The organism is Phormidesmis sp. 146-20, from assembly GCF_052939475.1.
In genome coordinates this window covers 67192-93354 of sequence record NZ_JBJPHT010000003.1, presented here as the reverse complement: position 1 = coordinate 93354, position 26163 = coordinate 67192, and the positions used below count along the sequence as shown (strand labels likewise).

The window sequence follows — 26163 nt, the reverse complement described above, 5'->3', positions numbered from 1 at the left end:
CTCTTAACTCAGTCTTAATTGACGGATAGGCGGCGATCGACAGACATCTCTCCCATTGCCACAACAATTTTGCGGAACCCAATGTAAGGATTGCGCCCGTGAGCCACCAGCAAATTATCCAACATCAAAATGTCTCCTGGCTGCCAGGTAAACTGCTGTTTTAGCTGTTGATAAAGCTCTTCAATTTCCGTTAAAACAGATGCTTCAATGTCCGACCCATCGCCGTAATAAACTTGACGCGGCAGCATTTCTGCACCAAATAAATCTATCAGGGATGCCTGAACGGACAGATCCAAAAATGATAGATGATGGAGTTGCAACTGATTGAAAAATACCCACTCCTGGGTTTTTGGGTGCTGAATGATCGCAGGTCGAATCTGGCGAGTTCTTAAGCCGTCATGATCCAGCCATTCAAACTCGATTCCTGCTTGGTGACAGTAGGTTTCAACAATAGCGCGATCGCTGGTGCGGAAGAAATCTTGCCAGCTTACATCTAACCCTTTCGTGTAGTTGCGGACGTACATTAGTTGCTTTTCTGATAAGCGATCGCGGACTGCCGAACTGAGACGCTGATACATCTGCCGACAATCGACGATCGGGGTTTCTCCGCCTTGTTCAGCAGGTTGCACACAGTAGAACCAGATTTTTATCGGATAGCGATGCAGGTGAGAGCTTTCGTTGTGAAACAGAATTGCTTTGTCAGCAGGATAGGGAGTGGAGCCGTACACTTTTCCGCTAATGCCTGCTCTGGGTAAATCGCCATACTCCTCAAATAACTCTGGACAAATTGCTTGAGCAAATTGCTCAAACGCCTGAGCCGATGGAACCTGAAATCCCCGAAACAGAATGCCTCCATGCTGCAATAGTTGGGTTTCAATCCAATCGCAATTTTCTCTGACCCAATCTGCTACGTCTAAGGATTCGATCGCGGGTTCTACCATTAGCGGCAGCGGCGCATGGGATTGTAACACTCGCGTTCTAATCAGTTCTCCTTGCGGCAGGCTGATCGCTTTTGGCACGATTTGCTTAAATTTCTTCAGGTTCTCTAACTTGCGTTGTTTTTGAGCAATGGCTTTTTGCGATTTTTCGGCATCGGTGTACAGATTCAAATGACCTATCGGTGTATCGGGCTGGGCCACAATACTGTTGAGCAAGGCTTCAAACTGTCGTGATAAGGCTGCGATCGTGTCTGAACGAAACAGATCTGTGCGGTAATTCCAGGTGCCAACGGTTCCCTGATCCGTATCTTCCATAAACAATGCCAAATCAAATTTAGCGGCTCCTGTTTCAACCACTAGAGGTGTTGCGGTTAATCCAGATAGCTTTAGCGGTGGCATGGGAGCATTTTGTAAAACAAACAAAACTTGAAACAGGGGCGTGTGGCTGCGGCGATCGGAACGCAATGCATCTACTAGGCGAGAAAATGGTAAATCCTGATGGGCATAGGCTTCCAGCATCACCGTTCGCACCCGTTGCAGCAAATTCCTAAAACTGGGATTGCCGGAGAGATCCGTTCGGATTACCAGTAAATTAACGAAGAAACCAATTAATGGTTCAATTCCAGCATGGTTGCGGTTTGCTACATCAGTACCAACAACAAGCTCTTCCGCTCCGCTGTAGCGGTGAAGCAGTGTTTGAAATGCTGCTAGTAGCGTCATGAATAGGGTCGCTTCTGCCTGACGGCTTAACTGCTTCAGTGCTATCGCTAAATTGGGAGGTAGGGTGAACGTCGCGATCGCACCCGGTGCAGTTGGGATGGATGGGGGTGGGTCGATCGGTAATTTCAGTTGGGGCAGTCCGGTGAGTTTCCGCTGCCAGTAAGACATCTGCCGCTGCAACACTTCTCCCTGCAACCATTGTCGCTGCCAGACAGCAAAATCGGCGTACTGAATGGGCAGGGCTGGCAGTGGAGCAGGATTTCCTGTTAGCAAGGCGTTGTAGCAAATGGTCAATTCTTGTACCAGCACGCCTAGCGACCAGCCATCAGAAACAATATGGTGTAGGGTCAATAGCGCCACATGCTCAAACTCCGACAGCCGCAGCAACTCAGTCCGCATTAATGAACCTTGCGCCAGATCGAAGGGGAGACGAGCCGCTTCGGTAAGCAATTGTTGTAGCTCCAGATTGCGTTGTGTTGGCTCCAGGCTACTGAGATCAACAATGGGAATTTTTACTGTTTGCACCGGAGCAATCACCTGAACAGGGTTGCCATCAACGAGCGGAAACGTAGTCCGCAAAATCTCATGGCGCTGCACGATCGTGCTCAAACTCTGTTCCAAGATGGCGATATCCAGGAAACCGCTCAAGCGTAGCGCGATCGGCATATTGTAAGCAAAATCGCCTGGTTGCAGTTGATCCAGAAACCACAGTCGCTCTTGAGCAAATGACAGCGGCAAATTGTCTCGTTGGAGAACGGGTTCGATCGGCGGAACCTGGGATTCTGACTTAGCTTGGATCTGCGATCTTACTTCCTCTGCTAAGGCTGCGATCGTGGGAGATTCAAACAGGCAACGTAGTGGAAGTTCGACTTGAAATGATTCCCGAATCCGGGAGATTACCTGCGTGGCAAGCAGAGAGTGACCTCCCTGTTCAAAGAAATTGATATCTATGCCAACGGATTCCACACTAAGTACCTGCTGCCAGATCTCCGCGATCGCGGACTCGATCGGATCGCGGGGTGCCGCAATGTTGGTTAACTCCGATCGAATAGGCTTCAGAGCCGCCAGCGCCCGACGATCGATTTTACGATTCGGAGTCAGAGGGAACGATTCCAGCACTCGAAATTCGCTGGGCACCATATACTCTGGTAGCTGCGCTTTGAGAAATTCTCGTAAGGCAGAGTCGGCGATCGGTGAGTCGTTTGGTACAACAAATGCCAACAGGTACGGATGGGGTTCTCCTGAGAGCAATACGACAACTTGGCGGACTTGAGGATGCTGAGACAGCACCGCTTCAATCTCACCCAACTCAATGCGGAATCCCCGCAGCTTCACCTGATGATCCACTCGCCCCACATATTCGATGCTGCCATCCGCTCGATACTTCACGCGGTCACCCGTCCGATACAACCGCGCTCCTGGGGTTGCACTAAATCCATCCGGGACAAATCGCTCTGCCGTCAGGTCATCTCGTCCCACATACCCCCGCGCCACGCCTGCTCCGCCGATGTATAGTTCTCCGATGATGCCAATGGGCACAGGCTGCTGTTCTTTGTCGAGAACGTAGAGTTGGGTATTGGCGATCGCACGTCCAATCACGGCGGCTTCTGTGGCATCGGTGAGGCAATGGCGCGTAGACCAGATTGTGGTTTCCGTGGGGCCGTAGAGATTCCATAGTGCCGCGCCGCGTGGTAACAACTGGGCAGCAAGGTCGGGGGTGAGGGCTTCTCCTCCACACAGCATCGTTAGACCCGGTAATCCCTGCCAATCGGCTTCTAGCAGCAGTCGCCAGGTGGCAGGAGTTGCTTGCATGAAGGTGGCTTGAGCGCGAGTGAGCGTAGCTGCCAATCGTTGACCATCGACTGCCGTGGCTCGGTCTACCAGTTCTACCGTGGCCCCCACAACGAGAGGCAGCAGCAATTCCAGCACCGCAATATCAAACGAGAGCGAGGTGACAGATAGCAGCACATCGCCCGGACTCAGGTTCAAGTCCTGCTGCATCGCGTAGAGAAAGTTGACCACCGCGCGATGAGGAATCTGCACCCCTTTTGGTCTGCCCGTGGAGCCAGAGGTGTAGAGGATGTATGCCAACTGGGCTGAAGTCGTTGGGCAGGGGAGAGGCGATCGAGATGAACAATCACGCCAGACTTGATCGAGCGGCAAAACCAGACCTGCAAAAGGTAAGACATTTTCCAGAGTTGTGTCGGTCAGCAGCACGGCAACTTGAGCATCGGTGAGGATGAAGGTAAGGCGGTCTGGGGGATAAGCAGGGTCAAGGGGAACATAGGTGCCACCTGCTTTGAGAACGGCGAGTAGAGCAATTAAGAGGTCAGGGGAACGCTCCAGAAATAGACCGACGCGGGTTTCGCTGCAAACTCCCACCTGTTGCAGATGGTGAGCGAGATGGTTGGCACGCTGGTTGAGGGTGTCGTAAGTGAGGGCGGAGTCGTGGTAGCGCAGGGCGATCGCTTCTGGTCTTTGTTGCACCTGAGCTTCCACCCATTCATGCAGGCATAATTCAGGAATCTCGGTGTTGGTTTGATTCCACTCCACTAGCATCATTTGCCGCTCTGTGGATGTTAATAACGGCAGATTGGCAAGGCGCTGCGCTGGGTCAGCCACGATGCCAGCCAGCAAAGTCTGAAAATGCTCCAATAACCGCGCGATCGTGCTGTCATCAAACAGATCAGTGTTGTACTCTAGTGCCCCTAGTAGTTCTTCTTCCGAGTCGGTAAACACCAGAGTCAGATCAAACTTGGCGGTATTAGTCGCGTTCGCTTGTGGAGTCAAGGTTAAGCCGGAAGTTTCAAGCGGTGCGATCGTGGGATGTACACTCAGCATCACCTGCACCAAAGGCGTATGGCTGGTCTGACGCTCTAGGTTTAGAGTCTCAATTACTTGCTCAAACGGCACATCTTGATGGGCGTAAGCGTTCAGTGCCGTTTCACGCACCTGAGCAAGCACCTGAGAAAGCTGAGGATTGCCCGATAGATCGGTGCGGAGAACTAGCGTGTTGAGAAAGCAGCCAATCAAATCGGCAAGCCCTGGATGATGGCGATTGGCGATCGGGGTGCCAATCAAAATATCGGTTTGCTGGGTGTATCGGGACAGTAACGTGGCAAATGCCGCCAGCAAGGTCATGAATAGGGTTGTCCCGTGCTGCTGTCCTAACTGCTGGAGTGCCTGTTTGAGCGGAGACTGTATTCGCAGCCATTCGGTTTTACCCCGAAAACTCTGAACGGCTGGACGGGGGCGATCGAGGGGTAGCGGGAGCAGAGTGGGAGGGTTGTGCAATTGCTGCTGCCAGTATGCTAACTGGGCTTGCATCACGTCTTCTTGTAACCAGCGCCGCTGCCAGTCAGCAAAATCAACGTACTGAATCGGGAGGTCTGGTAAGGGAGCAAATCTCCCGTGGCAGAAGGCATCGTAGAGAACCGCCAGTTCCCGCACTAGAATTTGTGCTGATCCGGCATCTGCAATCAAGTGGTGCAGAGTGACAAACAGCAGGTGTTTAGTTGGTTGGAGTTGCGCGATCGTGACCCGCAAAAGAGGAGCCTGACTCAGATCAAAGCTGTGTTGCGCTACTTCTGCCGCCAGCCGCTGCGTCTCGGTTTGCTGCTGAATGGCTGAGAGTGCTTGCAGATCGACAACGGGTAGATTGAAGCTGAAAGGTAGGTGAATGACTGCTTGGGGCTGCCCATCCTTAGCTTCAATACTGGTACGCAAGACTTCATGCCGCTGCAAGAGGGCGTTGAAACTCTGCTCCAAAGCGGACAGATTCAAGGAACCGCTAATATGCAGCACGGTGGGAATGTTATAAGCTGGATTGTTCGGTTCCAACTGCTGCAAAAACCAGATCCGCTGCTGGGCAAACGAGAGGGGTAAGACTTCACTACGGGGAATGGGTTGAATCGGCTGGAACGACTGAACGATCGCCTGCTCTGATTTCAGGCTCTCGGCGAATTCTGCAATGGTTGGAGACTCGAATAAGCGCCGCAGCGGAACCTCCACCTGTAAGGCAGATTGCACCCGTGCGATCGCTTGCGCCACCAGCAGCGAATGTCCACCTAATTCAAAAAAGTTATCGTGAATGCTGATCGATTTGCGTCCCAAGATCTGCGTCCAAATTTCAACTAAAATCGCTTCTGTGGCGGTGCGGGCTGGAATGGGGAAACTCTCCGCAGGCGTGGCATCTGGAGCAGGAAGGGCACGGCGATCGACCTTGCCATTTTGATTCAGCGGCAGCGCCTCCAGCAGCACGCAGACAGAGGGTACCAAATAGCTGGGTAATTGTTGCAGCAGATCACGCCGTAAGCTGTTGGAATTCAAGTCTGTGGCAGGTTCTGGCACAACGTAGGCAACTAATTGGGCAGGATCTTGCCGCAGGATCACTACAGCGTCTTGAACCGCAGAATGCTTTCGTAGCGCAGCTTCCACTTCTCCCAGTTCAATCCGAAAGCCGCGCCATTTCACCTGTTGATCTGCCCGTCCGACAAATTCCAGCTTGCCATCGGCACGATAGCGCACGAGATCCCCGGTTTTGTACAAGCGCTTACCTGCCACAGAACTGAACGGATGGGGCAAAAATGCCTGATCTGTCAGGTCTGATCGCCCCAGGTATCCCCGCGCCAACCCGACGCTGCCGAGATACAGTTCACCAATGACCCCGATCGGAACGGGTTGTTTGTGACGATCCAGCACGTAGGTTTGGGTATTCGCAATGGCACGCCCGATCGCGGGGTTCGTATCCGTCGCCGTACATTCAGCTACCGTAGCGCACACGGTTGTTTCGGTCGGGCCATAGGCATTGAAAAATTGTCGCCCCACTGCCCAAGTGGAAACTAACGCCGCTGGACAGGCTTCTCCCGCCACAATCAGTGTGTGCAGAGCAGGCAGATTAGACGGAGACAGAGCGGCGAGAGCAGACGGGGGCAGCGTTGCGTGAGTAATGGCGTGAGTTTGCAAAAACTGCTGCAATGGCGAACCGGGCAATCGCTGATCAGATCGACCTAGATACAGTGTGGCCCCCGATCGCCATGCCATCACCAGTTCCCATACCGACGCATCGAAGTTAAACGAGGCAAATTGCAGAATGCGGCTGTCTGACGATAAGCGAAAGGTTTGCTGTTGTGCCTGACTCAGGTTTGCCAGTCCGCGATGAGTCAGCAGCACGCCTTTTGGCTGTCCGGTAGAACCAGATGTGTAAATGACGTAAGCCAGATGATCCAGCGTGACAGAACTGGCAGGATTTGTGGTGGAACAGGCAGCGATCGCGCTCCAATCTGCATCCAGGCAGACAATCGAACCTGAGTAAGACGGCAATCGACTTTGCAGATCACGCTGGGTCACTAAGCCAACGATCTGTGCATCAGCCAGCATAAATGCCAATCGATCGCTAGGGTAGTCCGGATCAAGCGGCAGATAAGCGCCTCCAGCTTTGAGAACTGCCAGGATCGCAATCAGCATGTCTAGAGACCGTTCTAAGCAGATCCCGACCCGTTGATCAGGATCGACTCCCCAGCTTTGGAGGAAGTGAGCAAGCTGATTTGCTCGATCGTTCAGTTCCCCGTAGCTAAGCGGTTGCTCGTTCCATAGAGCAGCGATCGCGTCTGGGTGCTGTTGCGCCTGCATTTCCACCCAGTGATGCAGACATACCTGCGGATAGTCCGTCTGAGTTTGAGTCCAGGTTTCTAGTAGCTGATGCCGCTCTGGTTCTGTTAAAAGCGGTAACTGAGAAAGCCGCTGATGAGGGGTTGACGCAATTCCAGTCAGAAGCATCTGAAAATGATTTACCATGCGGAGCATTGTCGCAGCGTCAAAGAGATCGGTGCGGTATTCAATCCAGCCTTCAACACCCTCGGCGGTTTCTAGCAAGTTCATCACCCAATCAAATTGCGTCGTTCCTGTGTGCAGAGGGCGCGGTTTTAGACTCAATTCACCACACCTCTGCGGCGCGATCGGCGCGGTTTGCAGGGTAAACATGACCTGAAGCAGTGGCGCATGACTGAGACTCCGCTCTGGTTGCACCACCTCCACCAGCTTTTCAAACGGTAAATCTTGATGGTGACTTGCTTCTAGGACAACCGATCGCACTCGTTGCAGCAGTTCTAGAAATGTGGGATCGCCCTCCAGGTTGGTTCGCAATACCAGCGGATTTACCAGCACCCCCATCAGAGCTTCTGTCTCAGCGCGATTGCGGTTTGCTACCGGAGCGCCAATCAAAATATCGGTTTGATCCGTGTAGCGGTAGAGCAGTGTTTTGAAGGCTGCCAGCAACGTCATAAACAGGGTTGCCCCGTGCTGCTGTCCCAGCGATCGCAGCGGTTGAATGAGTGACTTGGGTAGGTGAAGCGCTTGCACGGCTCCCTGAAAGCTTTGCACTGGAGGACGGGGACGATCGCAGGGGAGTGGTAAAACTGCCGGAGCTTCCGCAAGCTGCTGTCTGCCGTAGGATAAATGCTGCTCCAGATCCTTTTGCAACCACTGCCGCTGCCACACTGCAAAATCGACGTATTGAATCGGCAAATCCGGTAGCGGCGAGGATTGCCCATCCAGAACCGCCTCGTATAGCAGTGCCAGTTCTCGAACGAAAATTCCTAGCGACCAACCATCCGCCACGATGTGATGCACATTGAGCAGGAGAACATACGTCTCTGCATCCAACTTCAGCAGGGTTGTTCGCAGCAGTGGGCCCTGCGCTAAATCAAACGGGCGTTGTGCTACCTCAGTTGCCAACTGCTGCACGGCTGCTTCCTGCTCAGATGGGGGCAGAGATTGTAAATCTATCATTGGCAGATCCCAGGATGCAGCAGGTTGAATGACCTGCATCGGTTCCCCATCCGATACGGTAAAGATCGTTCGTAGTCCTTCGTGGCGCTGACAGAGCGCGGTCAGACTTTGCTGCAAACCAGATACCTGTAGCCGACCCTTGAGATCGACGGCTGCGGGCACGTTGTAAAGCGGAATTTCTGGATAAAGCTGATGCAGAAACCACAATCGCTGTTGAGCAAATGACAGCGGAAAAGCATGACCTGTTCGAGGTTGGGGCTGAATTCGCGATCGCGCCTGCCGACTTTGCTGAAGCCGCTGAGTTAGTTTCGCTAGTTGATCCGGCGATAGGTTGGCTATCCGATCGGCATTATTCATAATCTCCCCCTAGGAATTCAGCTTCTAGTTCTGCCAGCAGGTCAGGATTAACTTGATCGGCGATCGACTGAGCAATCACCTCAGCCAGCTTTGCCACGGTAGGTTGATCAAACAAGCTCCGCAGCGACACCTCTACTGAGAAGGTTTCACGAACGCGGGAAATCACCTGGGTTGCTAGTAGGGAGTCTCCCCCTAAATCAAAGAAAGTGTCATGAATGCCAACCTGATCACGGCTCAAAAGCTGGCACCAGATGTCTGCCAGTGCCGTTTCGATCGCTGTGCGGGGAGCCACAAAAGCAGATTCTAAACTCGGTGCAGCGAGACGCTTTAGAGCCAGCAGCGATCGACGATCAACTTTCCCATTTGCCGTTAGCGGTAAAGTTTCCATCGGCATATAGGCAGACGGTAGCATGTACTCTGGTAGCTTCTCCGCCAGAAACGTTCGGAGTTTCTGTGGCTGAAAGTGCTGAACCGATGCAGGACTTCGCGCCAGCAGCACATCAAACCCTAGCCACTCAGCGATCGAGCCAGATTGAGCCAGGATTTGACAATCGGTAAATCCAGCAGCGGTGAGAACCTGCCGCCACTGTGCCTGAGACAGTAAGGGATGCTGTTGTCGCAGATGGGTGTCTTCAAATCGATCGAAGCCCTGTTGCAGCCCCATACTGAGATCAAAGGCAGGATGGAACTGGGTTTCTTCTAGCAGCAGTAACAGTCCCCCTGGTGCCAGAAGCGAACGAATGTGGTGCAAGGTTTCGCTGATGTTGCGAGTGGCATGAAGAACGCTGGAGGCAATTACGACATCGAAAGTATGCAATTCATAGCCCTGTTCCTGCGGGTCTTGCTCTAGATCTAGTCGCCCAGTTTGCAGAAATGGGTAAGCCGCAAACCGCGATCGCGCCCGCTGCAAGAAATAGCTGGAAATATCGGTGAATAAGTAAGTCGTACGCTCAGGAGGAAGCTCAGGCAACAGATGCAGCGTCGTAGAGCCAATCCCTCCACCAACCTCCAAAATTCGCAGCGGTTCAGGTTGCCAGGATTGGGCAATCTTGCTGATTAGCGATCGCATTACAGCGTTGCTTGCCTGAAATTGCTTTTGATAAATTTCTGGAACTGCGTCGGCAGCGTAAATTTCGGCTGAATGCTGCGTCTCAGTTAGGATATCCGCCAGATTTTCAGCTACCTGAAGGAGTAGTTGGGCTGCTTCCTGACTCAATCCCCAACCTTGTGTCGCTCCTGTGTGAACACGGGCAATCAGATCGCGAGATAGATGGGTCGGTAAGGGAGATACTTGCACAAAGCGATCGCCCTGCTGACTCAGCCAGCCATTCTGTGTTAGTTGAGTCAGTGCCCGTTGCAGCCAGCGTTGATAGCGGGGTTGAATCTCACAGCGTCGCAGCAGTTTTGTCGCATCGGCATTGTCAGGGTTGAAGGCTCCTAGCTTGTGTAACGCAACGCCTGTAGCGTGGAGATAAAGCTGCTCCAGAGATTGCCAAAATTCTGAGAATGTTTTGAGGTCGATCGGCTCGGCAGGTGGAGTCGGCTGGAGTGATTTGGTTAGCACCTCCCACTGCTGGGGTGTCACCGATGCTTGCCGCTGCAAAAACAGTGAATCTGATTGACCCGCATCGGGAACCACATACGCTACAAGCTGCTGAAGCGATCCGTCCCCCGTTGCTAAAACAACTGCTTCCTTCACTGCTGGATGTTGCGCTAGAGTGGCTTCAATTTCCCCTAGCTCAATCCGATAGCCCCGCAGTTTCACTTGAGAATCTTCGCGCCCCAGAAACTCAATCTGCCCACTGGGTAAATATCGCCCCAAATCTCCTGTGTTGTAGAGCCGTCCGAGTCGAGGATGTTCGATGAAACTGGCGATCGTTCTAGTGTCATCCTGCCAGTAGCCCTGCGCCAGGCCCATTCCCGCAATATACAACTGCCCTGGCACCCAGACTGGACGCGGCTCTAATTGCTCATCCAGTACATAAAACTGCTGATTTCGCATCGGTTGCCCGTAGGGAATGCTTTTCCAAACTGGATCAACAGCCGCGATCACATACAGAATCGACCAAATCGAAGCCTCAGTCGCTCCGCCCAAACTGACCACTTGCACCGCTGGAACGAGTTGTTTGAGGCGATCGGGCAAGGAAAGCGGCAGCCAGTCTCCACTCAGCAGCACCAGTCGCAGGCTGTCCGGTAACACTCCGCAGCGCCCTGCACCATACTCCAGAAGCATTTGCATCAAGGCGGGAACTGAATTCCACAGTGTGACGTGTTCGCGCTCCAAAATCTCTGACCAAACGGCGGGATCTTTCGTGGCTGTTGCAGGTGGCAAGACGATCGTGCCGCCCGCTGCCAGCGTTCCAAAAATGTCATATATCGACAGGTCAAAGCTGAGAGAAGAAAGGGCAAACACGCGATCGTGTGCTCCGACCTGGAAGCGCTGATTGATGTCCAGAATCGTATTGATAGCTCCCTGATGATCGATCATCACGCCTTTGGGAAGCCCTGTAGAACCGGAGGTGTAGATCACATAGGCAAGATCAGTTGGCTGCTGCACAGGTTCTAGAAGCGGCTCGTCAGTCCAGTCCGCATCCTCAATCCCCCAAGCCTGCAAATGGCTAGCAGCGAACGACGCTTGGAGACACCGATGCGTCAGAACATGCCGAACGGCAGTTTGCTCTAGCAAATACCAGCGGCGTTCCTGCGGCAGTTCCGGATCGATCGGCACATAGGCACCCCCTGCTATCAGGACTCCCAATACCGCAACAACTTGCTGCCAGCCTTTTTCTAAGACGATCGCCACCAGTTGATTCGGCAGCACTCCCGATCGTCGTAGCTGATGCCCAATGTAAGTAGCCCGACGCAAGAGTTCTGCATAGGTAAGGGTGCAATCGGGCGCAATCACCGCGAAGTGATCTGGCTGCATTTGCGCGTTTGCCATGAACAGGGTGTGCAGCAGATGCTTTGAAACCGGAGCAGCGGTCGCATTAAGGCTCGTCTGTAATTCCTGATCCGCAATGGGTAGTGCTACCGATCGAGCTGCCTGCCAGGGTCGATCGCAAGTTGCTAAATCTTCCAGCAGGTGACAGTAAGCCGTCAGCATCGCATCTACCATCCCGTCTGGAAATAATCCCTCCACAGCATCCCAATTGAACACCAGCGCTCCGTTGTCCTCGTAAACCTGGTGATCTAACCAAACTTGAGGGGTTTGAGCAATGCTGTAGACCAACTTGCCTAGCCATTCGGTCGCAAATGCTGTTTCATCCTGCATCTGCGGATTTGCCAGCAGACTGGTGAACACCACGGGCATGGTGGTTCGTCCGGCCCCTGCTTGAGCGCGCGAGAGTTCTCTCAAAACCCGAACGCCACTAACTGCGCTGTGTTCCAGGTCTTGCCACAATTGATATTGAAGCTGTTGGGCACGCTGCTGGAAGGAGTCCAATTGCCTGTAATCTACTGCCAGCAAAGTGAGAGACGTAAAATCACCGACGAGATCATTGACTTGAGGATGCAGCGGTAGCCGATTAAAGGTCGTCAGGTTAATGGTGAAGTGACGAGTTTTGCTCCAGGTGGCTAATACATCGGCATAGGCAGCCAGCAGAAATCCAGAGGGAGTCAAACCTGCTTGAATGGCGCGCTGCTTCAACTGCTGCCAAATTTCCTGCGATAGTCTCATAGTCCGACGTGCAAACCGAGGGGTGTCAATGGCAGTCGGTACGATCGCCAGGGGAAGTTCTGGTGCAGGGGGCAGTTGGGGAATTCGGGCTTGCCAGTAGGTGAGCGATCGCTGATACACCTCAGCGGTTTCCAGGGTCTTCAGCGCTAGAACGTAATCGCGGAATCTGAGATCCAGCTTAGAAAGCGCAGTGTCCTGCTGGTAAAGCTGCCGCCACTGTTTGAGTAACAGCGCCAGACTAGCAGCATCTACGAGCAGATTATCAAAGCTGAGAAACACGCGGATTCGCTGGTCATCCAATCGCGCTGCACTAACTTCAAAGAGGGGATAGATGTCGGACGGGCGTACTCGATGGGATAGCTGCTGTCGAATCGCGGCGAGTGCGGCGGTCATGGCTTCTGGAGACTTGCCACGCAAATCCCACTCGTGAATTTGATAAGGAGGCACCGAGGCGAGAACTTGCTGCTGTCCGTCGGGCAAGATGATCGTCCGCAGCGTATCATGATGTACTACTAACTGTTGAAATGCATCATTCAGCCGATGTAAATCTAGATTAGAACTGTCGAACTCGGCATAGACATGAGCGGCAATGTTGCCCATCTCAAACGATTGCGTTCTACCAATCCAGTACGCTTCCTGAATGTCGTTGAGTGGGAACGGCTGATGGTGCTGCTCTGGATCGGGTTGAATTTGGGGCAGAACTGGGTGAGTTGCGGTGGCAAGCTTGTGAACTAACTGAGCCGCTAAATCTGTGATTGAAGTATCTTCCAGCAGCACTGTAATAGCGATCGTAGCTCCTAGATCAGTTTCTAAATCGCTCTTTAGTTCCAGTGCCATAATGGAATCCAGCGCTAGAGTTTTGAGCGATCGCGATGATTCAATCTCTGCTAATGGAACTCTTAGTACGTGAGCAAGGCGATCTCGCAAGTAGCTCTCTAATGCCTGCTGTTGCGATTCTGGTTCCAGGGTCAGCAGCGTTTCACGGGACACGCTAGAGCGGGATGATCGAGCCTCAATTGGCGGACGATCGTCTAACTCTAGCCAATATCGTTGACGTTCAAAGGGATAGGTGGGGAGCGGTTGCCGCTGGCGGGGGTAGTCGCGATCGAAGCCAGCCCAATCAACATCAAAGCCGTGTAGATAAAGTTCCTTCAGACTATTCAATAGGGTTTCCCACTCGCCCGTTTGAGGTTCAAGAGACGGCAGCCACACTTGGGTTTGAGTAGAGAACTTTTGCCGCAAAGCTTCCAGCGTCGTCGAGTGCAATCCGATTTCTAGAAAGGATTGAAACCCTTGCTCTAGAAGCGTTTGAATTCCTGTCAGGCTATTGGTCGATCGAGACAAGCATTGTTGCCAATCAGTGCTTGCAGTGTTGTGATCTAGAAGTTGTCCGGTTGCTCCAGAAACCAGTGTCAGACAGGGAGCCGCAGCCTGCAAAGGATGTTCTGATGGGTGAGTAATGCACCGTATCGCCTCCTCCAAGCTCAACACGCCCGCCACACAAGCGGCTACCAATTCTCCTACTCCGTATCCCAGAACAGCATCCGGCTGAATTCCCCAAGACTGCCACAATTGCGCCAGCGCATACTCTAGTACAAACGCGATCGCTGCCGAATCTGACTCACTCACTTTTGCGACAGTGCCAGTATTGGGATAAAGCAGCGAAAGAAGTGACTGTTTCAGAATAGGCTGCAATCGCTGATCGCACTGCTGCAAAATTTGTCGGAACGTCGGCTGAGTTTGGTATAGCTGAGTTCCAACCCATGCCGTTGTGTCACCGGGGAACAAGAAGACAATTTTGTGTCGCTCTGTTGTTGTTGGCTGATCAATCAATTCGCTCGCATTTTGATGCAACCAGATCGCTAACTGCTGCTGAATTTCTGCTAAAGAATGGCTAACACAGGCAAAGCGGTAGTTAAAATGCGATCGTCCGACTGTCGCACTATGGCAAAGGTTTGCGATCACATCAGATGGCTGATCCTTGAGACACTCCACATACTGCTGAACTAGCGATCGCAGAGCAATTGGACTTTTTGCCGAAACGCTGAACAGGTGCAAGGGACGATCGAACTCAATAGACTGAACTGGCTGATCCGGAGGCGCTTCCACAATCACATGAGCATTCGTGCCATTTGCACCAAACGCATTAATTCCAGCAATCCGTCTTCCCTGAATGGGCATCCAAGGCGTGCGCTGAGTTGGAATTTTGGCAGGAATCTCCTCCAGCGAAATCGTGGGATTAAGTTGCTGAAAATGGAGATGCGGCGGTAATTCTTGATGATGCAGCGCCAGCACCACCTTAATTAGGCTGGCCATCCCCGAAGCAGTCTCTGTGTGTCCAATATTGGTTTTGACAGAGCCGAGGAACAGCGGAGTTTCTCCCGATCGCCCTTCCCCCAACACTGCCGCCAGCGCCCGAACTTCGATCGGATCACCGATCGGCGTTCCGGTTCCTTGCGCTTCAACATACGAAATTTGAGCAGGCTGAACGCCGGACTGCGACAAGGCTTCTCGGATTACCGTCTGCTGTGTTGCCCCGTTAGGAATCGTTAAGCCACCACTCGCACCGCCATGATTCACCGCCGTCCCGCGAATCACCGCCCAAATGTGATCTCCCGCCGCCTGTGCATCAGAGAGCCGCTTCAGAGCGACCACGCCGCAGCCTTCCGATCGCACATAGCCATCGGCTGCTGCATCAAAGGTGCGACAGCGACCCGTAGCAGACATCAACCGAGTTTTAGAAAAAATCACGTTCGCCTCTGGTGACAGAATCAGATTCACGCCTCCAGCTAACGCCAAATTGCACTCCCGGCTGCGGAGGCTCTGACACGCCAGATGAACTGCCATCAGCGACGAGGTACAGGCGGTATCCAACGCTAGACTTGGGCCCTGTAATCCCAATAGATAAGACAGGCGACCTGCGGCAAAGCAAAAGCCATTTCCCGTACCCAGGTAGGCATCGATCGCGGCCGGATTTCCGGCTCTGGCTTGCAAGTTGGCATAGTCACTGGTGCCAATCCCAACAAACACTCCAGTCTTGCTGCCCATCAAATCGCGCGGGGCTTGTCCGGCATGTTCCAGCGCTTCCCAGGCAACCTCCAAAAGCAACCGTTGTTGTGGGTCTATGCTAATGGCTTCCCGTGAACTGATACCAAAAAAATCGGGATCAAACTGATCCACTTGCGATAAGAATCCGCCCCAGCGCGTGTAGGTTTTACCAGGAGCATTCGGATTGGGATCATAGTAAGCATCTACCTGCCAGCGTTCTGGGGGCACTTCTGAAATCGGATCAATTCCATCCCGCAACAGTTGCCAAAATGCAGCCGGATGATTGGCTCCAGGAAACCGACAGCCCATGCCCACCAGCGCGATCGGTTCGGTCTTGGACTGCTGAAGGGCATCCAGTTGGGATTTCAACTCCACCGCTAGCAGTGCCAGCCGTTTTGGAGAAAGGTCTGTAATTTGTTCTAGAAATGCATTCATAGGATTGCCCCAGACATTTTTTCGGATAGCAGCCGCTCAACTTCGTCGTCCGACAACTGCTGAATTTTGGCTAAAGGATCAGTTAAGTCGATCGCAGGAGCAATCTCTTTCGCGATCGTGGGTTCCTTCCAGTTCAACAGGGTTTGAGCTAGATGGTTGGTCAGAGCGCTGACTGTGGGATGCTCAAACGCTAGAATTGCCGGAATTGCACAGCCCAAACTGGATTCCAATCGATGCTTTAGTTCCAGCGCCATCAGAGAATCCATCCCCAGTTCAAACAATCCTCGTTGCGGGTCTAAGCGCTGGGGAGGTTGAATTCCCAACACATGGGCAGCTTGTTCCTGAATGTGAGCTTGCAGCGTCTCTATGCGTCCGTTGGTAGGAAGGCTCTCTAGCGCCTGCAACCAGGAAGTTGGGGCGATCGATGGCTGAGTTTCAGTTGCTTGATTGGTTGCTTGATTGGCAAGCTGTTGCAACAGCGACGAGTCAGCATTTGGGAACACCTGGAAGAACTCCGACCAGGGCACAGGTAACACCGCCACCTGCGCTATCTCCTGATGCAGCAGATGTTCCAGCGCGGCTAAACCCTGTTCAGGCAGAAGAGTCCAGCTATCTGGTAACAGTCGATAACCCTGCTGGACGTAGCGCGATCGCATTCCCACTTCCGCCCAGTCTCCCCAGGAAATACTCAGAGCGGGTTGCCCCCGCGATCGACGGTAGTGAGCTAGGGTATCCAAAAACGCATTGGCGGCACTGTAGCTGCCCAACTGTTGCCCTACCGCTCCCAACAGTCCCGCCCAGGATGAGAATAGAACAAACCAATCGAGCGTCTGATGGTCAAACAGTCGATGCAAAACCCAACTGCCCAGCACCTTCGGGCGCAACACTGCCGTCAAGGTTTCGTGATCTAACTGCTGAAGCGGAACCAGCGGTTGAGGAACTCCTGCTAAGTGCATCACTCCACGAATTTCGGGACATCCCTGTTCTTGTAGGTGATGCAGCGCTGCGACCATCTGAGCTTCATCTGCCACATCAGCGATCGCTAGATAAACGGTTGCCCCAGATGCCTCGATCGTCCGAATTGCCTGAATCTGGTTTGCGATTCGGCTCTCTTGGGGTGCATCCCACTGGCTGCGGGGCGGTAGGGATGATCGTCCTAGCAAAATCAGATGTCGCGCTCCCTGCTGAACTAGCCACTGTGCGACCAGCAAGCCCAAATCTCCAAATCCTCCGGTGAGCAAGTAGCTACCATCTGGCTGAACCTGAATTGCGGATTGGATAGTAGCCTGATGCTGTACCAGACGAGGTGTGTACCAAGCTCCCTGTCGGTAGGCGATCGGGGGATTCCCAGAGATTGCTTGCCGTAGTGCAGCGGCATTTTGTTCAACTGATGCACGCGGATCAAGATCAATTAATCCGCCCCAACGTTGGGGTTGCTCCACTGCTATCACTTGCCCCAATCCCCAGAGTAAGGACGGAACAATAGCTTGTGAATCAGTCGGTTGAACAAACTGGCTCCCCTGAGTTACCAGCCATAGTTGCGACTGACTGGATGTGAGCGACTGAAGAAGAGACAAAACATCAGAGCAAAGTACTCCTGAAGCTGCTTCTAGTTCAGGGGTTGTTAAACTACTACTGTCAGGCAAATCCAGACTGTTGAGGTGAATTACTTTGAGAGCAGTTGTCTGATCAAACTTCTGTAACCACGATCGAGCGTCTTCAGACCCATTGCCCTGAACCAGGCTCACCCGCTTTCCATCTGCTCGAAGCTGTTTCGCTAGTTCTGTGCCGACTCCGCTCTGATCAGCCAAAATCAGCCAATCCTCAACGATCGCAAGTGTTTGAGCTACAATTACCGCTTGGTGTACTGGAGTTCCTTCAGGCGCGATCGCCCTCACCTCAGCAAATCCAGTGCTTTTTAGCAGTTCACACCAGCGCTCTTGACTAAGTAACGGATAATCAGGACGCAGCGATCGGTCTGTGAATTTCCACCATCCCTCTGTTAAACCGAAAACTAAGTCGAGCGATCGTTGAGGCTGTGTCCCTTCCAGCAATACGAGTAATCCGCCCGGTGCCAGTAATTGCCGCACATGCTTTAAGGTCTGCCGCAAATCTGCTGTGGCATGTAAAACATTGGCTGCCAGAATCACATCAAACTGCTGTGGAGAAAAGCCTTGAGGCTGTGGATCTTGCTCAATATCCAGCACTCCGTACCGCACAAATGGATAGTTGTGGAATTTTTGTTCTGCTCTAGTTGTCATCAACCGCGAAACATCTGTGAACCAGTACTCTGTTTGTGCGGCAGGTAGAGACGGAAGCACCTGAGCCGTCGTGCCTCCGGTTCCAGCTCCAATTTCTAGAATGCGGATTTGGCGACCTTTGGGTAGATCGTTCACAGCTTCAGCGATCGTTTGTTGCACCCAACAATTCATGACTTGAGCGGCCGGAGCGTGTTGATAAAGCTGCTCGACTAAATCCAGCGATCCGTCAGGAAAGAGTAGTTGCAGGGGGTCGCATTGCCCTCGCAACACGTCTGCTAGTCGGGTTCCACAGCGCTCCAACAGCGTTAATTCGGCACGACAGGCAGGGTAGGCTGCCCATAGATCATTCCATTGTGAAGCCTCTCTGTGAGCCGGAAGATTGCATTTCCACTGGGTTGAATTTAGTTGGCACAAAATTCCATCGTCCTGCAAAATTTGCAGCAGGCGTTCTAATAACCGCTGATGGGCTGTTGCAATTCCTAATTCAGTCAGGGAAGCAGTGGAGACGATCGCACCGTCTGAAACATTCCAGCCTAACTGCTGAAATGCCGAGAGAATGTAGGTCGTGCTGAGGATTTCTAGCTGCGGGTTAAGCTCCCGATAAATCGAGAGTTCAGACGGTGTGGATGGAGACAAACACTCGGTAATTTGCTGGGGCGATCGCAGCCAATCGGCAGGCTGAAGCGCGACAATGGGGGGGCTGATCGGTTGCCACTCAATTTGGTAAAACCAGTTCTCAGGTAGTTTTTGGGGTAACTGCGGCTCAGACACCCGCTGCAACCGGAGTCCAATCACCTCCATTAACACAGCACCCGTTTGATCCAAAATTTGAACCGTTCCTTCAAATTGTTTAGCCGTCGGGCTGATTTCTGAGTGTACGATCGCATGGCTCCACACCCGCTTTTCCAGAGGGCGATGCTGCTTTAACCTTTGGAAGCCAACGGGAAGATATTGTATCGATCGCGCTTGATCCACGATCGTACGGGGCAGTGCGGCAAAAAATACCTGTAAGCAGGCATCTAAAAAGGCTGGATGCAGGCTGTAATCGGCGCAGTCTGATTCCAATATTTCCAGCAGATGGATATCTCCTAGCGCTTCTCCATCGCGTCGCCAGAGTTGCTGAACTCCTTGAAAACTGCGGTCAAATTCCACGCCCCCTGTTAGCAAGTTCTCATAAAACTCTGAGGCAGTCACCGATTCGGAGCAACGAACCTGGATCTCACGCAGTGAATTCTCTGTAGTAGATTGTGGACGATCGCTCGATCGATTTCTCAAGTCACTATTTGCACCAGTACAAGCTTCCTTAAGGCGAGTTAAGTGCGGCAAATGATCGAGAATTTGATTTGCAGCTAATCCAAAGTCCAGCAGACAGGCAACTTCATCAACGCCCAATTGCTCCAGTTGTTGAATCAGCGGTAAACAGCTTTCTGGTGTGCCAATGAGCGATCGACTTGCAGCAAATTTCTCAAACACCAGATTTGCTAAAGCTTCTAGATCGGCTGCGGAAAGCTGGGTAACATCAACGGTTAAGCCTCGACTTTCTGCTAAACCCTTGAGCAAAGGCAGATTAGATTTCAGGTAATTGCAGTAGGGTTTTCGCGCTTGTTCACGAGTTTGTTGCAGATCATCTCCAATCAAGGTGTGCAATGTGACGGTGATTTGCCCTGTTGCTGGATCGTGACCCTGCCGCGATCGAGCCTCCCGATAGAGCGCAATTTTTTCAGCGAGTTCCTCCACCGTGTGATCAAACAAATGCGTGAGTAGATTGGCTCCGATTTCCCCAGCGCGAATAAAGGTTTTGGGACTGCCTGCTGCTGTCACCCAAATCGGCAATTCTGGTTGAATCGGGGTCGGGTAAATGCGAATTTCAACTGGAATATTTTTGCCATTCGGCATCCAGATAGAGTCCCCTCGCCACAGTTTTTGAACCGTTTCAATTCCAGCAAACAGAAGGTCATGCCGATCGTCGTAGCGATCAGAGCAACCCGCAAAATCATTTGGATTCCAGCCCGCCGCAAACGAAATGCCCACCCTGCCACCAGAGAGATTGTCTACCACTGCCCATTCTTCTGCTACTCGAATCGGAGAGTGCAGCGGCAGAACTACACTCCCTGCCCGCAGTTGAATCCGCTTCGTCTCTCGCGCTAGGGCAGCATGAAGTACAGCAGGATTTGGATAGAGACAGCCAAACTGGGTAAAGTGCCGTTCTGGAACCCACACGCTTGTAAAGCCGTGGCGATCGGCAAACCGGGCACTTTCAATGACCAGACGATATTTTTCTTCCAGCAGCGCATCTTCACCACTGGCAAAGAACATGAAACCGAATTGCATAGAAATTCCTGCTACGGTAATAGGACAGCCGTGGCGTGACGAATCCACTGCGGCGATGAACCATTGGCTGCTGTAGAGCAGCTATTGACCTGAAAATCGACCGAGCCATCGCCACGATCGAACAGCGAAATTTGCACGGTTCGAGGTTGTGGCAAAATTGGCAGAGCCGCATGAAGCGTCAGGTCAGCAATTTGCGGTCTTTCTGCGCCCAATGCCTGCTTTGCAGCAGCGATCGCCATTTCCACATAAGTACTCACTGACAGCACAGAAGTACCCCGGAGGCGGTGGTCTTTGAGGTACGGAAGCTGTTGTAATCCCAGCGTGCTTTCCCAAGTGTGATCATTAGGCGACTGTGCCAACTGCATCCGCTGACCGAGTAACGGATGGATTTGCTCGTGAGGTGAATTCCGGTCAGGCTTCAACGAGTCAAGCCAATAGCGTTGACGCTGAAACGGATAGGTTGGCAAAGATACGCGACGACGGAGATAGCCTTGATCAAAACCATCCCAATCCACTTCAACACCCTGAACATACAGTCCTCCCAAGCTGGTAAGTAGCGATCGCCAATCTTCCTCGCCCGATCGCAATGATGGAAACCAGTGCCCCGCTTCCGGTGACAAGCAGCGCCGCCCCAAATTTAACAGGGTTGAAGCCGGGCCGATTTCTACAAAGACAGCGCATTCCTGCTGCAAGGTTTGCATTCCTGCGGCAAATTGCACGGGTTCGCGCAAATGGCGGCACCAATAGGCGGCATCAGGAATTGTGGTGGGATCAAACAGCGTTCCAGTCAGGTTTGAAACCAGCTTTCGCTGTGGAGCTTTGAAAGCCACTTCTCCAGCGATCTGCTGAAATGATTCTAGAATCGGCTGCATGGCAGGCGAGTGAAAAGCATGGGAAACCGTCAACGGTTGGCAACGAATTCCCATTTCTTTGAACTGCTGTAAAACCGCCTCGACAGCCAGCCGCTCTCCTGAAATCACTGCATTTTCAGAACCGTTGACTGCGGCGATCGTCACCTGATCGTGATGAGGTGCGATCGTGGCTTGAACGGTTGCAATTTCGGCAAATACCGCTGCCATAATGCCATCTTGAGGCAGGGCTTGCATGAGACGCGCCCGTTCAGCAACTAATTTCAGCCCATCTTCTAGACTAAAGACTCCCGCGATACAGGCAGCCACATACTCACCCACGCTGTGCCCCATCACCACATCCGGCACCACTCCCCACGACAGCCAAAGCTGCGCCAAAGCATATTCCAAGACAAATAGAGCTGGTTGAGTATAAGCCGTTTGGTGTAACAGTGGAGCCAGCGCAGGATCTCGATAAAGTACCGACAGTAGCGGCACCTCCAAAAAAGGCTGTAATATGCGCTCACACTCGTCCAGAATTTGCCGGAACATTGGTTGAGTTTCGTACAGTTGCCGCCCCATATTGATCGCTTGCGCTCCCTGTCCGGCAAACAAGAAGGCAAGTTTGGGGCGCTGATTAGAACAGGACTGTCCAGATACAGTGTTTAATACAGTGTTTAACTGTTGTGAAAGCTGATCGGTGGAGGAAGCAACGATCGCTAAACGGTGCGTAAACTGAGATCGTCCAGTATTTGCCGTAAAACACACATCTGCCAGAGATAGATTGGGCTGTGCCAGAACGGTCTGGTAGCGGCAGGCTAACGCCTGTAATGCTGCCTGATCTTTGGCAGAGAGCGTGAACAAATGACACGGACGCTCGACCTCAGCGGGTACAACTGCTGATTCTGGTGCTGATTCAACAATCACATGAGCATTCGTGCCTCCAAAGCCGAACGCACTCACGCCTGCTAAACGCGCTTGATCAGTTGCTAACCACGGTTGGGACTGTGTGGCGATCGTAAACGGAGCGTCTAATGTGATGTAGGGATTGATGGTTTCTACATGCAAATGCGGCGGAATTTCTTGATGCTGTAAAGCTAAAACAACCTTAATTAACCCTGCAATTCCAGCAGCGGCTTCTAAGTGCCCGATATTAGTTTTGACTGAGCCAATTCTGCAAATCTGCTCTGGAGAGCGGTTTTCTCCTAATACAGTCTGTATCGCATTGATTTCGATCGGATCGCCCAGTGGAGTTCCCGTTCCATGTGCCTCAATGTAATCAATTTGGTTGGGGAACACGCCAGCATTAGACAATGCTTGACGAATCACTGCCTGTTGGGACAGTCCATTTGGAGCCGTGATTCCATTGCTGCGACCATCTTGATTCATCGCTGAACCTCTGACAATCGCTAGAATCTGGCTGCCATCTTGTAATGCATCAGACAGGCGTTTGAGAACTACAATACCGCAGCCTTCTCCGCGAACATAGCCATCAGCACTGGCATCAAATGTTTTACAGCGCCCCTCCTTTGACATCATTTGCGCCTGAGAAAACGCGATCGTCAACTCTGGTGACAGCATCAAATTCACGCCGCCTGCTAATGCTAAATTGCACTCTCCAGCCCGCAAACTTTGGCAAGCTGTATGCACGGCGACTAGAGAAGAGGAACAGGCTGTGTCGATCGCCAAACTAGGGCCGCGTAAATCTAACCAATAGGACAGCCGATTCGCTGCAATACTGATCGCATTGCCCGTTCCTGAATAAGCATTGAGTTGAGTAATATCACTGGCAAGTAACCGGGCATAATCACTACTGCTGATGCCAATAAAGACTCCAGTTTGGCTCCCTGCTAACTGGGCAGGAGATTGTCCCGCTTGTTCCAGGGCTTCCCAGGAAACTTCTAGAAGCAATCGTTGCTGTGGATCAATAGACTTTGCCTCACGCGGGGAGATTTCAAAAAAGTCAGCATCAAACTGATCGACTTGATCTAAAAAGCCACCCCAACAGGTTGTCATCTTTCCTGGTTTTGGAGCATCGACAGTATAAAACGTATCTATGTTCCAACGATCACTGGGCACTCGTGTAATTGCATCACTGCCACGATGTAGCAATTCCCAAAAAGCATCTGGATCAGTTGCACCCGGAAAGCGACACCCCAAACCTACGATCGCAATCGGCTCTGTCGTACGAGTCAAGTTTTTATCCTGATTAGAGGCAGGTGTAGTGCGATCTTCAGCTAAATAATCTGCTAGTAAAGCGATCGTGGGATAGTCATAAATCAAGGTTGGGGAAAGCCGTTTTCCCAATCGTTTCTCTAGCTCACCTGAAATACTGACAGCAGCAACCGAATCGAGTCCATACTGCACAAAGGGTTCGTGAATATTGACCTGATCAGAGGGCAAGTGCGATCGTTGAGCAATTTGGTCAATTAACCAGGCTTGAATTGCCTCCACCGTTTGATCAGAGTGAGAAGATTGACTGATCTCTTCTACTTGTTGGTGAGGTGCATCAATCTCATGCTGTAATTGTGAAAAGTCTGTACCAAGAGAAGCTTCTACCCAATCGCCAATCACTTGGAGCGAATGATCTAAAAATCCTTGATGACAGGCATGACGTTGTACCTTGCCGCTAGAGGTTTTTGGCAAACTCCCCGTTCTCAGCAAAAGAATGGCATAAACCTGAAGTTCATGCTGCTCAGAAATTGCTTGACGGATCGCCCGGATGACTTCATCGAGCTTGAGCGTTTTTGAGCCATGTCGCTCCACTTCTTGAGCAACGACTAGACGCTCCTCGCCTGCTACATCCACTGAAAACGCAGCCGCACAGCCCGATCGCAGCGCAGGATGACTTTGCTCAACTGTCAATTCAATGTCTTGAGGGTAGTAATTTCGACCTCGAATGATGATCAGATCTTTCAATCGACCCGTAACGAATAGTTCACCATCCTTGAGAAATCCCAAATCTCCTGTTCGCAAGAAACAACCTGCATGGGTATTTGCAAGGGATGCCTGAAAGGTTTCGCTGGTTTTTTCCGGTTGATTCCAATAGCCCTGAGCTACACTGGAACCCGTCACCCAAATTTCACCCACTCGATCGCAAGCGCAGGGAGTTCGCGTCTCTGGATCAACAATCAGAATTTGCTGATCGGGTGCCGCTGTTCCACAGCCTACCAACCGTTGATGATCATACTGTTGTGGGGACACAACAACGCGATTTTCTGCTAGTGCTTGACTCTCAACCCTTTGAAAAACGGGTGGGGCTTCCTTTGCTCCTCCAGAAATAAACAGCGTCGCTTCCGCCATGCCATAGCAGGGATAGAGCGCTTGTTGACGAAATCCACAGCCTGCAAACTGGGTCGCAAATCGTTCTAAGGTTTCGGCGCGAATTGGTTCTGCTCCGCTAAATGCCACTTCCCAGCAGCTTAAATCTAAGGTGGCGCGTTCCTCTGGAGTAATTTTGTCTATGCAAAGCTCGTAGGCAAAGTTAGGACCGCCGCTGATAGTAGCCCGATCGCGGGAAATTGCCGACAGCCAACGAACTGGTTTTTGCAGAAATAGAACTGGGGAAAACAGCGTCACGCTGAACTGGCTATAGAGTGGCTGCAAGACCCCACCAATCAAGCCCATATCGTGATAGGGCGGCAGCCAGATTACACCGCTACTCTCCGAGGTTACATCAAACTGCTGACGAATCAAGCTCAAATTATGCAGCAGGTTTGTATGAGTAACCATTACTCCTTTAGGAGCCGCCGTTGAGCCAGAGGTGTATTGAAGAAACGCGATCGCATCCGCTTGAATTTGTGGTGCCTCCCAATCAGTTGCACAATCCGTCAGTACATCTGTTGCGATCCAATGGGATTGATGACAGGTCACCAAACGGTTTGCGTGACTTAGAATAGCCGTCGTTGTGAGAATAATGCTGGGCTGTGCATCATCCACAATCGCCTGCAATCGCGCTGCCGATCGATTAGGACGAGGCGGATAGGCTGGTACTGCGATCGCGCCTGCGTACAGGCAACCAAAAAATGCTGCAATGTAGTCAATACCAGGCGGATAGAGCAGTAATACAGGCGCTTTTTCCGCTCCAATCTGTTGAAGCTGCACAGCAATAGAGCGTGCCCGAATGTCCAACTCTCGATTCGTTAACGAAACGGCTTCTAATTCGCCATCTGTCAAAAACTTGTAGTTGAGTGATCAGGCTGAGAGAACGCTCTCCAGCGCAGCAGATCAACAAGCGTAGAAATAGGCTGATAGTCGTCTGGTAGACGATCGTGATCACTCATGGAGGCACCCCCATCTATTGAATCTAAGACCAGACTTGACAAAGGCGATTTAGCACGGCTCCGAGCAAGCGTCCGAATAGCCGTATGACTTTGAAACTATGACGGTGAGTAGGCGATATAGGACTGATACATCGAGTCTTCAGTGGTGAAGACAAACTGAAACCGCGCGATTAGATTAATTGCTGGTAGCGATCTTTCAAATCTCCCGATCGAGGGATTCTTGCAGAATAAAGGGCTGAACGGGAGAACTAATCTGAATGAAAGCTAGTACTTTTGGACATCCACTGAGAATTATGCACAAAGTCCCGCAGAATAGCAAGACCTAATGAGAATTAGTATGAAATAAAAGTTGAGTAGCTTAGACCTTTGCGATATATGGATTTGATTCAACTTTATATTTAGTCAGAGCTTTGTCAGGTTCTTGACAATAAAAATACTTCAGTCTTTAATCAGTAGGGGCATTATTTTATTGAGAAT

At 51.9% G+C, this 26163-nt stretch carries 4 protein-coding genes; all 4 read right to left on the bottom strand.

The features are described from left to right. Window positions 1-14: 14 nt before the first annotated feature. The 4 genes from ACKFKH_RS03960 to ACKFKH_RS03945 are packed head-to-tail and all read right to left on the bottom strand — an operon-like array spanning window position 15 to window position 25579. Window positions 15-8804, bottom strand: coding sequence for an amino acid adenylation domain-containing protein (locus ACKFKH_RS03960; RefSeq protein ID WP_446856936.1), 8790 nt, complete (start codon window positions 8802-8804; stop codon window positions 15-17). Then, window positions 8797-15963 (bottom strand): amino acid adenylation domain-containing protein, encoded by a 7167-nt coding sequence (locus tag ACKFKH_RS03955; protein WP_446856935.1) that lies wholly within the window; start codon window positions 15961-15963, stop codon window positions 8797-8799. The genes ACKFKH_RS03960 and ACKFKH_RS03955 overlap by 8 nt, the downstream gene beginning before the upstream one ends. Further along, the gene (locus ACKFKH_RS03950) at window positions 15960-20555 is read right to left on the bottom strand and encodes a MupA/Atu3671 family FMN-dependent luciferase-like monooxygenase (protein WP_446856934.1); all 4596 of its coding nucleotides are present in this window, start codon (window positions 20553-20555) and stop codon (window positions 15960-15962) included. The genes ACKFKH_RS03955 and ACKFKH_RS03950 overlap by 4 nt, the downstream gene beginning before the upstream one ends. An 11-nt stretch (window positions 20556-20566) precedes the next feature. Then, window positions 20567-25579: a beta-ketoacyl synthase N-terminal-like domain-containing protein gene (locus ACKFKH_RS03945; protein WP_446856933.1), complete on the bottom strand. Its 5013-nt coding sequence runs from the start codon at window positions 25577-25579 to the stop codon at window positions 20567-20569. Window positions 25580-26163: the final 584 nt, after the last annotated feature.

Excerpts from the sequence above, each read along its gene's own strand:
- ACKFKH_RS03960 (WP_446856936.1), bottom strand. The coding sequence starts at position 8,804 with ATGAATAATGCCGATCGGATAGCCAACCTATCGCCGGATCAACTAGCG.
- ACKFKH_RS03955 (WP_446856935.1), bottom strand. The coding sequence starts at position 15,963 with ATGAATGCATTTCTAGAACAAATTACAGACCTTTCTCCAAAACGGCTG.
- ACKFKH_RS03950 (WP_446856934.1), bottom strand. The coding sequence starts at position 20,555 with ATGCAATTCGGTTTCATGTTCTTTGCCAGTGGTGAAGATGCGCTGCTG.